13 protein-coding genes are annotated in these 12330 nt (G+C 63.9%); 6 read left to right on the forward strand and 7 right to left on the reverse strand.

The window, feature by feature from the left end:
• Positions 1 to 131: 131 nt before the first annotated feature.
• The gene (locus VNH11_19370) at positions 132 to 1391 is read right to left on the reverse strand and encodes a glycosyltransferase family 39 protein (protein ID HVA48534.1); all 1260 of its coding nucleotides are present in this window, start codon (positions 1389 to 1391) and stop codon (positions 132 to 134) included.
• Positions 1392 to 1483: 92 nt separating this feature from the next.
• On the opposite strand from VNH11_19370, the gene VNH11_19375 reads away from it, so the two are divergent.
• The 3 genes from VNH11_19375 (at position 1484) to VNH11_19385 (ending at position 6752) form a co-directional block, all read left to right on the forward strand.
• The gene (locus VNH11_19375; GenBank protein HVA48535.1) at positions 1484 to 3691 is read left to right on the forward strand and encodes an MMPL family transporter; all 2208 of its coding nucleotides are present in this window, start codon (positions 1484 to 1486) and stop codon (positions 3689 to 3691) included.
• A 535-nt stretch (positions 3692 to 4226) separates the two neighbouring features.
• Positions 4227 to 5645, forward strand: coding sequence for a sulfatase (locus VNH11_19380; protein HVA48536.1), 1419 nt, complete (start codon positions 4227 to 4229; stop codon positions 5643 to 5645).
• Between the two features lie 15 nt (positions 5646 to 5660).
• The gene (locus VNH11_19385; protein ID HVA48537.1) at positions 5661 to 6752 is read left to right on the forward strand and encodes a hypothetical protein; all 1092 of its coding nucleotides are present in this window, start codon (positions 5661 to 5663) and stop codon (positions 6750 to 6752) included.
• 57 nt (positions 6753 to 6809) lie between these two features.
• Here VNH11_19385 and VNH11_19390 read toward each other — a convergent pair whose 3' ends face one another.
• From VNH11_19390 to VNH11_19410, 5 genes are all read right to left on the reverse strand, one after another.
• Positions 6810 to 7139: an HNH endonuclease signature motif containing protein gene (locus VNH11_19390; protein HVA48538.1), complete on the reverse strand. Its 330-nt coding sequence runs from the start codon at positions 7137 to 7139 to the stop codon at positions 6810 to 6812.
• A gap of 65 nt (positions 7140 to 7204) precedes the next feature.
• Positions 7205 to 7396 (reverse strand): hypothetical protein, encoded by a 192-nt coding sequence (locus VNH11_19395; GenBank protein HVA48539.1) that lies wholly within the window; start codon positions 7394 to 7396, stop codon positions 7205 to 7207.
• 96 nt (positions 7397 to 7492) lie between these two features.
• Complete coding sequence (locus VNH11_19400; protein HVA48540.1) at positions 7493 to 8137, reverse strand: hypothetical protein; 645 nt, start codon at positions 8135 to 8137, stop codon at positions 7493 to 7495.
• Between the two features lie 19 nt (positions 8138 to 8156).
• A complete protein-coding gene (locus tag VNH11_19405) occupies positions 8157 to 8681 on the reverse strand; it encodes a hypothetical protein (protein ID HVA48541.1) in 525 nt (174 codons plus the stop codon).
• A 566-nt stretch (positions 8682 to 9247) separates the two neighbouring features.
• On the reverse strand, positions 9248 to 9475 hold the full coding sequence (locus VNH11_19410) for a DUF2934 domain-containing protein (protein HVA48542.1): 228 nt from the start codon (positions 9473 to 9475) through the stop codon (positions 9248 to 9250).
• A 338-nt stretch (positions 9476 to 9813) separates the two neighbouring features.
• On the opposite strand from VNH11_19410, the gene VNH11_19415 reads away from it, so the two are divergent.
• The 3 genes from VNH11_19415 to VNH11_19425 all read left to right on the forward strand — a co-directional run bounded on the left by VNH11_19415 (position 9814) and on the right by VNH11_19425 (position 11758).
• A complete protein-coding gene (locus tag VNH11_19415) occupies positions 9814 to 10191 on the forward strand; it encodes an STAS/SEC14 domain-containing protein (GenBank protein HVA48543.1) in 378 nt (125 codons plus the stop codon).
• Between the two features lie 443 nt (positions 10192 to 10634).
• Complete coding sequence (locus VNH11_19420; protein HVA48544.1) at positions 10635 to 11207, forward strand: hypothetical protein; 573 nt, start codon at positions 10635 to 10637, stop codon at positions 11205 to 11207.
• Positions 11208 to 11263: 56 nt separating this feature from the next.
• Positions 11264 to 11758: a hypothetical protein gene (locus VNH11_19425; GenBank protein ID HVA48545.1), complete on the forward strand. Its 495-nt coding sequence runs from the start codon at positions 11264 to 11266 to the stop codon at positions 11756 to 11758.
• Between the two features lie 61 nt (positions 11759 to 11819).
• Here the strand turns inward: VNH11_19425 and VNH11_19430 are convergent, their stop codons facing one another.
• Complete coding sequence (locus tag VNH11_19430; protein HVA48546.1) at positions 11820 to 12032, reverse strand: hypothetical protein; 213 nt, start codon at positions 12030 to 12032, stop codon at positions 11820 to 11822.
• Positions 12033 to 12330: the final 298 nt, after the last annotated feature.

The raw sequence follows: 12330 nt of genomic DNA on the forward strand, positions 1-12330 counted from the left end.
TGCGATGAAGCTTGATGGCCAGGCGATGCCCCGGCGCGCCAGACCGGGGCATCGCTTGGCCGCAACGACGGTTTGCGGATCATGGCTGCACGTGGCCAAGCTCTGCCCCAGCCACCGTTGGTTGCGGTCCGTCAATCAGCGGCTGACCGAGCCCGCCCCATTCCGAAAAACGCTCTCTTCGCTCCCGCCGCGGCGAGCAGGGCGATGGCCGGCATCAGCGGCGCGCGCATCCGCAGATCGGTCCAATAGGCGAGATGGACCAGAGTGAAACTGGCCGCGAGTGCCGCCGCAAACAACCAGGGCGAAGCCGTCATCCGCTCTGTGCCACTGGCGGTCGCGACGACAGCCAAAAAGAAAACAGCCAGATACCAAACGGCGGCTGCATACCTCGTCATGCGTGCGATGGCCGTTTCCGCGTCGCTCGTGGCGTGGGGCAGCACTCCCCACAGCGCGCCGAGGCGCAACAGCGAGGCATACACGAACATGGCTGGCTGCTCGCGGATGGTGTGCCAAGCCAACTCGTACTCGCGGCGGTCCTCGGCTACTTCGTCGCCGAGGCGCGACTCGTGCAGCCGTTCGTTCAGCCGGTCGGCGTGCCACACCGCGCGCCAGGGGGCGGTGCGCAGGAAATCGTAGTAGTCGGCGTTATTCCCCAACAGCAGCGTGTAGCCGCCGTGCGTCGTGGTGACGATCGGCTTGTTGAAACGAAGATCGTTCCGCACTGCCCACGGCGCCACCACGAGCGCCGCCGCCAGCAGCATCGTTGCCAGACACGTAAGGCGCTCTCGCACACCTCGCAACGTCCACGCCAGAGCGACGGCCACGAAGGCGAGCGATGCCACGAACGTCGGGCGACATAACGCCGCTAGGCCAAAGCTGGCCCCGGCAAGCGCCGTGAGAACGACGCGCCGGCGGCCGGTTGCCTGAGCGGCCGCACTGACGGCTGCCAGCGACAGAGTGGCCAAAAAGGCCGCCAAGGTCTCGGTCATCACGAACGTCGATTGATGGAGCAGGACCGGATCGCACGCCACGAGGCCGCCGGCCAAATACGAAAATTCCGCGAGTTGCCAACGGCGTGCCAGGTGGACCGTAAGGCAGACGGTCGCCAGGCCCAGCACGAAGTGGAGCGCAGCGATCGCGGCTTGCGAGTTCCAGGGCCCGGCTTCGCAGATCGTCAAGAGCAGCGGATAGAGCGGCGGCCGGTAGGCGGTTGGTTGCCGCTCTCGCCCCAGCGTGCCATGCTCGACGACGTTGCGGGCCAGTACACGATAACCGTCCGGGTCTGCCGACAATTGGCTGCATCGCGCGACAAGCACGCCGCCGCGGACGATCACGACGAGCGTCAAGAACCAACAAAGGTCAGCAGGAAAGTGACGACGAAGCCAAGACATCGTGGCCATTATGAGCGGCTCCGTTTGCCGATACAATTGCGGTGTTCGCACGTGACCGCCGCCTGTGATTTGCCGGCTCCGAAACTGGCCTGATGGTTCATTCCCTTTCGCATATTCTTGTCCGTTACCGCGTGCCACTGCTGCTGGCAGCCATCGGGGCCACGTTCGCCGGTTACTTTCCCGCCCAGCGGCTGGCGTTCGACCGCTCGATCGAAAACATGTTTGCTCCGGATGATCCGGTGTTGACCCCGTTTCGCAAGCTGAAGCGCACCTTCGGCGGCGACGAAGTGGCCCTGGCCGCCTACGTCGATCCCGACCTGCTGACCACCGGCGGCCTGGCGCGGCTGGAACAGATCACCAACGATCTGGCCGCGGTGCCCGGCGTCAGGCAAACGTTCAGCCTTTCAACCGTCGAGCAGTTCTTTACGTCACCCCTCCTTGCGCCGTTCAGGTCGCGGCTGCTGGAATTAAGCGAAGGGTACACGGTCGGTTCCGACCATCAGACGGCCGGCATCGTCTGCGTGCTGGTGCCGGAGCACGAGGCCAAAGTGCCACGGGCACAGACCGTCGACGAGTTGCGGCGGCGGACCGAGGCGCACGCGGCCGGCGGTGTGTTGACCGGCGAGCCGGTGATGGTGGTCGATGGCTTCCGCTTTCTCGAAGACGACGGCCGCTTGCTGGGTGGCGTCTCGACGGTGCTCTTGATGTTGACCATCGTGATTTGCTTCCGCAGCCTGCGATGGGTGGTCGTGCCCATGGCCGTCGTGGGCAGCACGCTCGTATGGACGCAGGCTACGCTGGTCGCCAGCCATCTCCACCTGAGCCTGGTCAGCTCGATGCTGTGGGCCATCATCACGGTGATCGGCGTGGCCACGGTGCTGCACCTGGTGGTCAGCTTTCGCGAGTTTCGGGCCGAGGGCCTTTCGCCGCGGCAGGCGCTCGAACTGGCCGTCGATCGGCTGTGGGTGCCCATCTGCTGGGCCTGCGCCACCGACGCGGCGGGCTTCGGCGCTCTCATGGTGTCCCGCGTCGGGCCGGTACACGATTTCGGTCTGATGATGCTCGTCGGATCCCTGTTGGCGCTGGTGAGCATCGCCGTGGTCGTGCCCGGCTTGTCGCTGGCCGGCCGCTTCGACTCCGATCCGCGGCGGGCCTGGGGCGAGCACGGCCTCGAGTTCGGCCTGCGCCACCTTGCCGCGTCGATCGAGCGTCGGCCGCTCGTGCTGACGGCGGCCATCGCGTCGGTATCCGCGTTCTGCTGCTTGGGCATCGTACACTTGGAAGTCGAAACCGACTTCACCAAGAACTTCCGGCAATCGAGTCCGATTGTTCGATCTTACGAGTTTGTCGAGTCGCGTTTGGGCGGGGCCGGTGTATGGGACGTCATCGTGCCGGCCCCGGCGGAGAACATCGACCAGTTCATGGACAACGTCAGCACGCTCGAACAACGGCTGCGCAGTGAAGTGCGGTTCGTGAATGCGGCGGGCGTGCCGGAGCCGGGCCTGACCAAAGTGCTCAGCGCCATCGACGCGCTCGATCTGTTGCCGCTGCGACGCATTTTCGCCCAAGCGAAGCTCGAAACGATGCTCGCCGCGGCGGCCGACCGATTGCCGATCGTTCAGGCGCTTTACGGACACGATCCCCAAGACGGCAACCGCCTTTACCTGCGGATCATGCTGCGGGCAAAAGAGCGCCAGCCGTCGCGGCAAAAGCAGGCGCTGGTGGAGCAGGTCGCTCGCATCAGCCGCGAGGTGTTTCCCGAGGCCGAGGTGACCGGGTCGTTCGTATTGCTCACGCGGCTGATCGAAAGCACCACGCGCGACCAATGGCTCACGTTCGGCGTGGCTTCGGCGGCGATCTTCCTGATGATGCTGGTGGCGTTTCGCAGCCTGCCGGTGGCGCTGATCACGTTGGTGCCGAACGCCTTGCCGATCTTGATCGTGACGGGGCTGATGGGTTGGCTGCGGCTACGGATCAACATGGGCGCGGCGATGATCGCCAGCGTTTCGATGGGCCTGGCGGTCGATTCTTCGATTCACTACATCACCGCCTACCGACGGCACCGCGCCGCCGGCCTGACCACCGGCGAGGCTTTGCACGCCGTGCATCAAAGCGTCGGCCGGGCGATGGTCTTTTCGACGCTGGCTTTGATTGTCGGCTTTAGTGCGCTGGCGCTGAGCCGCTTTGTGCCGACGATTTATTTCGGTGTGCTGGTCGGTTTGACGATGTTGGGCGGGCTGGTCGGCAACTTGGTGATTCTGCCGTTGCTGTTGAAGCTTGTCGATCGCAGGGAGGGATGAGAGATGAGGGATGAGAGATGCTTCCGAACGTTCGATTTGGCGGAGGCCATGCCGCCGGTTTGCCCGGCGGTTGCTGACGCTGGCGTTCTACCTACGCGGCCGCTCAAACCACGTGTCACTCGGCCCGCCGCTCCCGGACCGCCCCCCGCGGTCGGGGAGCGGCGGGCCGGGTACACGCGAAGGAAAGGATTCTTGGGTCGCCGTTTGTAGACTGCCAACGTGAAGCTCCGCCCGGCAAGCGGGCGGCATCGGCCGGACCGAACCAACTTCAAGACGCTGCCGGTCGTTCCACGAGTTGCCATTCCGCTCCGCGGAAACGAGAATGGCGAATGCGGTGGCTGAGGCAGAGCCGCGCCCTGGGCCCGATTTGGCGCTCACGCTCGAAGAGCAGCGATGCCCCGGCAGCGCTGTAACCGGGGCATCGCTGGCCGGCAGCGCGTCTTCCAGGTGGCGTATCGAACGCGGCCAGCTTCTGCCCCAGCCACCGCTGTTTTCGGACTAAGTCTGGTACCTCCGATACCCTGTTGAGCCACTTATGATTTGTCGTCTTGCCGCCTTTGTGACGCTGTTGCTTTCCAGCAGCTTCGTCTTCGCCGCACCCGCCGAACGCCTCAATATCGTGCTGTTCCTGGCCGACGACCTCGGCTGGGCGGACGTCGGCTGCTACGGCGCCGACCTGCACGAAACGCCGCACCTCGATCGCCTGGCGCGACAGTCGTTGCGATTCACCCAGGCCTACGCCGGGTCGTCGGTCTGCACGCCCACACGGGCGGCACTCATGACCGGCAAGCATCCCGCGCGGCTGGGCATGACGATTTGGGCCGAAGCCGCCAAGGATCCGCCGCCGCCGAAGCGCCTCGTGCCTCCGCCGGCCGAACACAATCTCTCGCGGTCCGAAACCACCGTCGCCAGCTATCTTTCCAAAGCTGGTTACCTGACGGCCATCGTCGGCAAATGGCATCTCGGCGACGCCTTGCACTACCCCGAAACGCACGGCTTCGACGTGAACATCGGCGGCACGCTGTGGGGAGCGCCGCACACCCATTTTTATCCCTATCGCGGCGGCGGTCGCTTTGGCCGCGAGTACCGCTACGTGCCGCACCTGGAGTTCGGCCAGCCGGGCGAATATCTCACCGACCGGCTCACCGACGAAGCGCTGCAAGTCATCGACCGCGCCGGCGACCGGCCGTTTTTCCTCTATCTGGCGCACCACGCGGTACACACGCCCATCGAGGCCAAAGCGGCCGATGTCGCCTATTTCGAGGAAAAGCTCACGCCCAGCTTCAAGCATCAGAACGCCGCCTACGCCGCCATGGTCCGCAGCCTCGACGAAAGCGTCGGGCGGGTGCTCCAGCGGCTCGACGAACGCGGACTGACCGAACGGACGCTGTTCATCTTTACCAGCGACAATGGCGGCTTCATCGGCCGCGAGCGAGCGGGTGCCGGACCGGTGACGAACAACTACCCGGTCCGTTCGGGCAAAGGCGCTCTTTATGAAGGCGGCGTCCGAGTGCCGCTCATGGTGCGTTGGCCGGGCGTGACGTCTGCCCGCGGCGAATCTGCCCAGCCTGTGGTCAGCGAGGATCTGTTTTTCACGATCCTCGAAGCGGCGGGCATAAAACCGGCGCCCGACGTGCCGGCCGACGGCCTGAGCCTAGTGCCGATTCTCAAGGATCCGAGCCAGCACTTGCCGCGCGAAGCACTCTATTTCCATTATCCGCACTACTATCACACCACGACGCCGGTCAGCTCAGTGCGCGCGGGAGATTGGAAGCTGCTCGAATTCTACGAAGACGGCCATCGCGAGCTTTACAATCTGGCGGACGACCTTGGCGAGCAACACGACCTGGCACAGCAACAACCCGAACGAACGCGGATGTTGGCCGCGCAGCTTGCCGCCTGGCAAAAGGAAGTGGGCGCCAGACTGCCGCGGCCCGCAGCGGGAAAACCCTGAGAGCGCAAGGAAGCGATGCAGGTTCTGTTCTACGTCAGCGGCCACGGTTACGGCCACGCCACGCGAACTTCCGAAATCTTGCGGTCGCTCGTGGCCCTGCGGCCCGACTGCACGGTCCATGTGCGGAGCAACGTGCCGCCGCACCTGTTCGCCGGAATCGAGCGCGTGCGGTATCACGCATCTCACCATTCGCTCGATCCGGGCGTGGTCGAAGAGGGCGACTCGCTGGGCGTCGATGTGCCCGCCACGCTGAACGCCGTCGAACGTTATTTCCGCTGGCGGCAACAACACATCGCCGAAGAAGTCCACTGGATTGCCGAGCACAATATCGGGTTGATTGTGGCCGATTTTCCGCCGCTGGCCGGCGAAGTGGCCGCCGCGTGTGGGCTGCCGTCGATCGGCATCGGCAATTTTACCTGGGACTGGATTTACGAGCCGCTCGTCGAACGCGCCCAGCATCAACATTTGTTGGCCTGGATTCGCGAAGGCTACACGAAGCTGCACACTTGGCTCAGGATGCCCTTCAGCCATGCGGATGAGCACGATCTGTTTCGCCGGATCGTCGACGTTCCGTTGGTGGCCCGGCGGGCGCGGCGTGAACCGGAGGAGGTTTGCGAACGGTTGGGCCTCGCTCGCGCCGATGGCCGCCGCCGGGCGGTGCTGGCCATGCGCGGACGCATTCCGCCCGCCGCACGGGCCGCGGCCGCCGAAGCGAATCCCGATTGGCTCTTTCTCCATTTCGACGACGCGAGCGCCGCGCCTCGCGCGAACGAGTTAGCGGTAACGCTCACGCCCGACCTGCTGTTTACCGACGTGCTCAGCGTCTGCGACGTGGCCGTCTCGAAGTTCGGCTACGGCATGGTTTCGGAGTGTATCGCGGCGCGCAAGCGGCTGCTCTGTCCGCCGCGGCGGCAGTTTCGCGAGGACGAGGTATTTGCCCGCGATGCTCCAAAACACCTTCGCCTGGCGCCGATTTCGCGCGACGATCTTCTGGCCGGCCACTGGTCGGATCAGCTTCGCTGGCTGGCCGACCAGCCGACGGTCGAACCGGGCTTGGTGATCGACGGCGCGGAGGTGTGCGCCCGCGAAATCGCGACGCTCTTGTAGGATGCCGCCGGCTTGCCCGGCAACCCCAATCCCTCGCAGCCGGCGATTACGAACGACTCACCATGTGCCCGCTTCGAGCAGCGAAGCACGCAACTGCCACCGTCGCGGCGCGTTCATTTCAAACAACCGGGCCGTCGCGCGACCAATGGGCGTGATACCGACAATTTCCGCGTCCACCAAGCAAAAATGGTCGTCCCACGCGTCCTGCCGTGGATGAAAGAGCCTCGTCACGGTTCCGTCTTCGTCAGTACTGGCAATGTTTGGCCCTTTCAAGAAATTGCAACGGTCGCAGGCTAGTGCCAGGTTGTTCAGTGAGTCGTCGCCCCGATGCTGCCGCGCAATGATGTGCTCGACGTGAAAGCGGATGTCGACCCCGCTTTGGGGCATCCGGCGATATTCGCAACGGTTTCGAGCCCGGCGGCGAACGGTTCGGCGCGTGGCCGCGTCAATCGTCATTGGCGTCGCGCCAGAACAGCACGCGCCTTCGCTTTGATGATGCCCACGACGTCGATTGCCTCGACGATGTCGCGATACTCGTCGTGTTCGCGCTGCGAGAGCAACCCCTCGTTCGCCTTATCTGCCAATTCATCGACCCGAGCCTGCAGCCGCCGATCAGGCCGGCATTTGATGATTCGTTCGGCCACTTGCGGCGTCAAACATTCCGTGATCGGATCGAGAAACCGTTCAAGTAGCTAGTACAGGGCCATCGCCACCGGCGGTCGGGCGGCTTCCTCACCGCCTCAGCCGCCGGAGGCAGCGTTCCAGACCACCGTGGGCAGGTGTGCCCGCAGCCGCCCTTTTTCATCGGCCAACAATACGTCGGACTGAAAGGGCGGCGCCACGATCGACTCGCCCGCCAGCACGCGGTCGATGGCTTCCGCCTGGTCCACCAGCACGTCTTTGCCGATCAGGTCGTCCTGACTCGCGGCGACCACGGTCCGCTTGCGGTCGGCGACGAGGAAGTCGAAGTAGTCGTGCAGCCGCATGACGGGCACAAGGGCGGCGCGCAGCTCGGCGGCCTCCGGCGCGGCTGCCAGCGCCAAGGCGGACGTTGCAGGTTCGCCCGAACGCTCGATCAGCGTCTCCGCCAGTTGGACCACTTTCCGGCCGTCGGCGGCGGCCTGCGCACTGGTCCGCTGCGCGTGCAGCCAGAGTCGCAGGGCCGCCACGTCGGCGTCGAGAATGGCGTGCAACTGGCCGGCCATCGTCGTCTTGACGGCGGCTTCCATGCGGGAATGCAACTCCCAGCCGATCAGGCAATGCACGACAATGGCCAACGCCGGCCAGAGCCAAATCCATTTGCGGTCGAACAACCGTGACGCGCGTGCGACACGGGACCGCCTGCCCGGCGAGGACGAAGAACCGCGGCTGTCTGTGGTGCTCATGGCGTTCGGTGGGTTCGCCCTACTTGGCGGGCTTGCTCGCCGGCGGCTCCAGCTCGCCCACGCCGAGCAGCTTCTTCAGCTTGTCGTTCTCGGCTTCGGCGGCGTGCAGCTCCTGGCTGACTTGCGACGAGTATTCGGCGAGCTTCTTGCCGTCCGTCTCCACCTTTTCCATTTTTTCGATCAGGGCGATCGCCTTCGCCTGGTGTCCTTCGATGACCTTCAGGTGCTGGTCGATCTGTTTGCTGTTCTTTGCCTCGTGCTTGAGCTTGGCCGTCTCCTTCTGCGCCGCCGTGACGTTGCGGCGGATTTCGCTCGTGTGTTCCTGGGCCGTCTCTTTGGGCACCTGGCTGTAGCGACGGCCGTAGTAGTTGAGGGTCTGGGCGTTATACGCGGCGCTGCGCCGATACATCGACGCGGTGTGCGGCCGGTAATACTGGCCGGTGATTTTGCGATCGGCGCGCTCGTTCAACTCTTCTTGCGCGAAAGATACGTCCGTGGCCATCAACAGTCCCAGCGCCGCGGCGGTCAACAATACTTGCTTCATGATCACAGTCACTTTCAAATTTGGGGTCGTGTTACGAATTGGGAAAAACAGAGTGAGCGATCACAATCAGCCGCGGCGTGCGAAGTGGCCGTTGGGAAAGAGCTCGTTCAACAGGCGGAAGGCAATCGCTGTGCCATGCATGCATCGCAGCCCGGCGGCGGTTTCGGCTGCCCGCTTAAACCCAAACACCGTTGGGACTAACGTCGCAGCTAACAAACGCGAAAGGTGTCCGTGGCAGGGAAGCGACGGTCCCACCTCATGCCAGTGCAATGACGATCGGGTGCTATTCGGCGCGCGGTGTGCGGCACCGCACGGCTGGATGCCGCAATGCGACCAGGATCGCGTTGATCGGTCGGACTTTGCGGGCGTGCTATCTTTACACAGGAGATGCCCCGGTGCGTCCAACCGGGGCATCGCTTGGCCGCGGAGACGAACGAGGTACCAGCCTCCACTTGGCCAAGCTTTGTCCCAGCCACCGCCCGTGCCTCCCTCCCGGCCGCGTGAAGGAAGTTAGGCGTGGCTCATCGCGGCGCGCCGGGATGAGCCTCCCGGTAGGTCCTCCTGGGCTAAGTTCCGCGCGGCCCGCAGCGCTTCTCACACCGTCCCCTGCGCAGCAGCCCGGCCGCCTGCAATTCGGCCTCGGCCTGCAACCAGTCTGTTGTTGCCGTGCCGCTCGGACGACCGTGGCTTTGCCAGATGTGATATGCCCGCCGCGCCACGATTTGCGGCGCCATTCTTCCCAAGGAGCGGCCCGCCTGCCGCGCTTCCACTGGATTCATCTCTTTCGCTTTCATGGCTGTCTCACTTTCCATTGCACCAAGGCCGCCTTTGCGGCCCCGCCAAATTCCTGGAATGCGATCCGCGTGCCACGCGACTTCGATTGCAACGGCGCCAGCTTTCGTGCTCCCATTCGCGGCCGACTCCCGACAAGGCATGTTTGCCTCTGTGCGATGCGGCGCACAGTGCGCGATGCGGAGCGCGCGATCGACCATGACCCGGCGGATACTCGATGCGATACCGCCCTTTTCCCCGCTGGTCCGCCGATTGCGTGCGTCAGACCGAGCGACTGGCGTGAAGATTGCAAGATCGATTAAGCTATAAACGTCCGTGTTTCAAATTCAGGAGGTGTACGATGCCTGTCGAGATTCAAGAAGAGGGCGAGGGAAAGGTTTTCGCGATCAAGCTCAGTGGAAAACTGACGAAGCAGGATTACGAGCACTTCGTGCCGGAAACGGAACGGCGCATCAAGCAGCACGGCAAATTGCGGATGCTCGTGCAGATGCATGACTTTCACGGCTGGGAGATGGGCGCGCTGTGGCAAGACATCAAATTCGACGTCAAGCACTTCGCCGACATCGAGCGGCTGGCGTTCGTGGGCGAGAAGAAGTGGGAGGCGGGCATGGCCACTTTTTGCAAACCCTTCACCACCGCCAAGATTCGCTACTTCGACGCGGCCCAGTACGACGAGGCCGTGGCTTGGTTGCATGAGGGCGTGCCCCAGCACGCCTGACGGTTCTCAGCGCTACCGTGCCAAACGCATAAGCGACCATCGCGGCCGACCAGAACAGCGCCGCTCCTGCGGTGAAAACAGCGCCGTGCGTAGTCACCGACGACGCGAGGCGGTAACGCGCGGCCCCGGCGCGCCGTTCCGCACGAAGGCGCTGCACGCAACCGAAAACGACGGTCACCCCCGCGCCGATCCCAAGGTTGCCGCAAAACTGCAGCAATGCCTTGCGCTGCTCCACGTTCAACTGCCGCAACCAAGGCGCCGCGGCGGCCAGACACACCGACACCACCGCCGTACCGATCAGCATGCCGCGCAGTGTAAAACGCACCCGCGATTCCAACGGGGCCGGCAGAGCCCCAGGAGCCGGTGATGGCGTCAACGATCGATTCACTTGGCACGCTCTATGGCTTGGTCTATGCCCCCGTGACGTGCGCCCGGTTTACGATATGCTACTAGGAGATCCGTGGCGATGGAATCTCGATGTCGCTTCGATCAAGGGCATTACCATCGCCGAGATCGACTGGAAGCCGCTGCTGGCCGACGCCCAGCCAGCGCTCGATCCGTTATCGCGCGCGGTCCCCGCCGATCAGCACGTGGTGTTCTTCCACTCGTTCGCCGCGGCCGTCGCGCTGGCCGATGAAGCTTCTAGCCAAGGAACGCCGCTGAGCCGATTGATGCTGTCGCGAAGCGAAGACGAGCTGATGAAGCAGCGCTATGAGCGGCAGTTGTGCCTGCCGCTGTCGACGCTGGCCAGGCTGCTCGGCCCGACGGTGATTGGAAGTGTGGCACTCACAGGGTCGGATCCCTATTTCTTCACCGGCACCGACGTGGCCGTTGTCTTTGAGTGCAAACAGCCCGCCGCGCTCAAAACGCTGCTGCTGGGCCGGGCGGCGGTCGCGGCCAGCGCGGAGGACGGCGCGAAACCGATTTCGGGCAACACCAAGGGGCTGGCCTGGTCGGGATTCCTCTCTCCCGACCGACGGCCCAATGCCATTGGATTCCAGAAGGCGCGACGCTAAACTGAAAGGGCAAGAAGGAGGCTTGTCAATTCCCGCAACGACACGGAGGTCCAAGTATGCCGATGCAACCTTTCGCTCAGTTGTTCCCTCATTTGGCCAAGGATGAGTGCCGCGTGCTCCGGCTGCTCGGCGAGCGCGAGCAGATCGACGACATTCCCGCCGACGGCTACGCTCTGTTGGAGTATTACTGCAACGAGCGCAAGTGCAACTGCCGGCGGGTCATGCTGAACGTCGTGCGCGAATCGACCGGGCGGTCGGTGGGCATGATCAGCTTCGGGCTCTACCCCGACTCGGTTCCCGTCGGGCCGTTTCTCGACCCGCTTCACCCGCGCGCCCCTTTTGCGCACTCGGTCCTTGAAATGGTCGACGACCTGGTGTTGTCCGACGCCCAGTATGTGGCCCGGTTGCGGCGGCATTACCAGATGTTCCGGGCCGAGATCACCGGCCGAGACGGCCCCACCGTGTTGACCGCCGATCAGGTGGCCCAGCGGATCGACGAGCGGAAACGGCGGCACAAGGCCCTGCGCCGCGCCCAACAGCGCCGCCGCTGACCCGGCTGAGACAAGGAGCAAACAACGTGCGGTTTACTGAGTTGTCGGCTCCCGCCCCCTTTTATGCCAGATAAAGCCTGCCCGTCCCGCGAAGCTCGTCGATCCTGAGTAATACGTCCAGCAAACTTTCTGCGACGCGCTCGGCGTAGTCGCGGCTACTACGCAGTCGTTCTGTATCGGCAATGGTCAGGACTGGCAAACTGTCGAGTGTGTTGCGAGCTGAGATCGTGGCTTGCAATGATTCCGCGTCATCTTCATTGCGATTGTTAGTCACCAAGACATAGTCCGAGCGCCTGCCAGAATTCGCCCCATACTGTTCCTCGGGCAATAGCCAGCACAAGATCGACGTGCCCCTCAATATTGACGTCAGCCAAGACGGCCTTCACCATTTGATGCCTCGCTTTTCCGGCGACGCGACTCTAACCAGGCTAAGAGGCTATCCGAAAACTGATCTTGCCGTAAGTCGGGATTTGGCGGACGTTTCGTGCATTCCCATCACTTGCAAAGGAGTGCGCGAGCATGTCGAACCAAACCTTGACTCGGAAGGCGTATCCCTCGGACCTGACGGATGA

It is taken from the genome of Pirellulales bacterium, assembly GCA_035533075.1.
In the GTDB taxonomy this organism is placed as follows: domain Bacteria; phylum Planctomycetota; class Planctomycetia; order Pirellulales; family JAICIG01; genus DASSFG01.

What these genes read in the sequence shown, in the direction of transcription:
- VNH11_19405 (HVA48541.1), bottom strand. Translation starts at nt 8,681, where the DNA reads ATGAAGCAAGTATTGTTGACCGCCGCGGCGCTGGGACTGTTGATGGCC.
- VNH11_19425 (HVA48545.1), top strand. Translation starts at nt 11,264, where the DNA reads ATGCCGATGCAACCTTTCGCTCAGTTGTTCCCTCATTTGGCCAAGGAT.
- VNH11_19420 (HVA48544.1), top strand. Translation starts at nt 10,635, where the DNA reads ATGCTACTAGGAGATCCGTGGCGATGGAATCTCGATGTCGCTTCGATC.
- VNH11_19380 (HVA48536.1), top strand. Translation starts at nt 4,227, where the DNA reads ATGATTTGTCGTCTTGCCGCCTTTGTGACGCTGTTGCTTTCCAGCAGC.
- VNH11_19400 (HVA48540.1), bottom strand. Translation starts at nt 8,137, where the DNA reads ATGAGCACCACAGACAGCCGCGGTTCTTCGTCCTCGCCGGGCAGGCGG.
- VNH11_19370 (HVA48534.1), bottom strand. Translation starts at nt 1,391, where the DNA reads ATGTCTTGGCTTCGTCGTCACTTTCCTGCTGACCTTTGTTGGTTCTTG.
- VNH11_19375 (HVA48535.1), top strand. Translation starts at nt 1,484, where the DNA reads ATGGTTCATTCCCTTTCGCATATTCTTGTCCGTTACCGCGTGCCACTG.
- VNH11_19415 (HVA48543.1), top strand. Translation starts at nt 9,814, where the DNA reads ATGCCTGTCGAGATTCAAGAAGAGGGCGAGGGAAAGGTTTTCGCGATC.
- VNH11_19410 (HVA48542.1), bottom strand. Translation starts at nt 9,475, where the DNA reads ATGAAAGCGAAAGAGATGAATCCAGTGGAAGCGCGGCAGGCGGGCCGC.
- VNH11_19385 (HVA48537.1), top strand. Translation starts at nt 5,661, where the DNA reads ATGCAGGTTCTGTTCTACGTCAGCGGCCACGGTTACGGCCACGCCACG.
- VNH11_19390 (HVA48538.1), bottom strand. Translation starts at nt 7,139, where the DNA reads ATGCCCCAAAGCGGGGTCGACATCCGCTTTCACGTCGAGCACATCATT.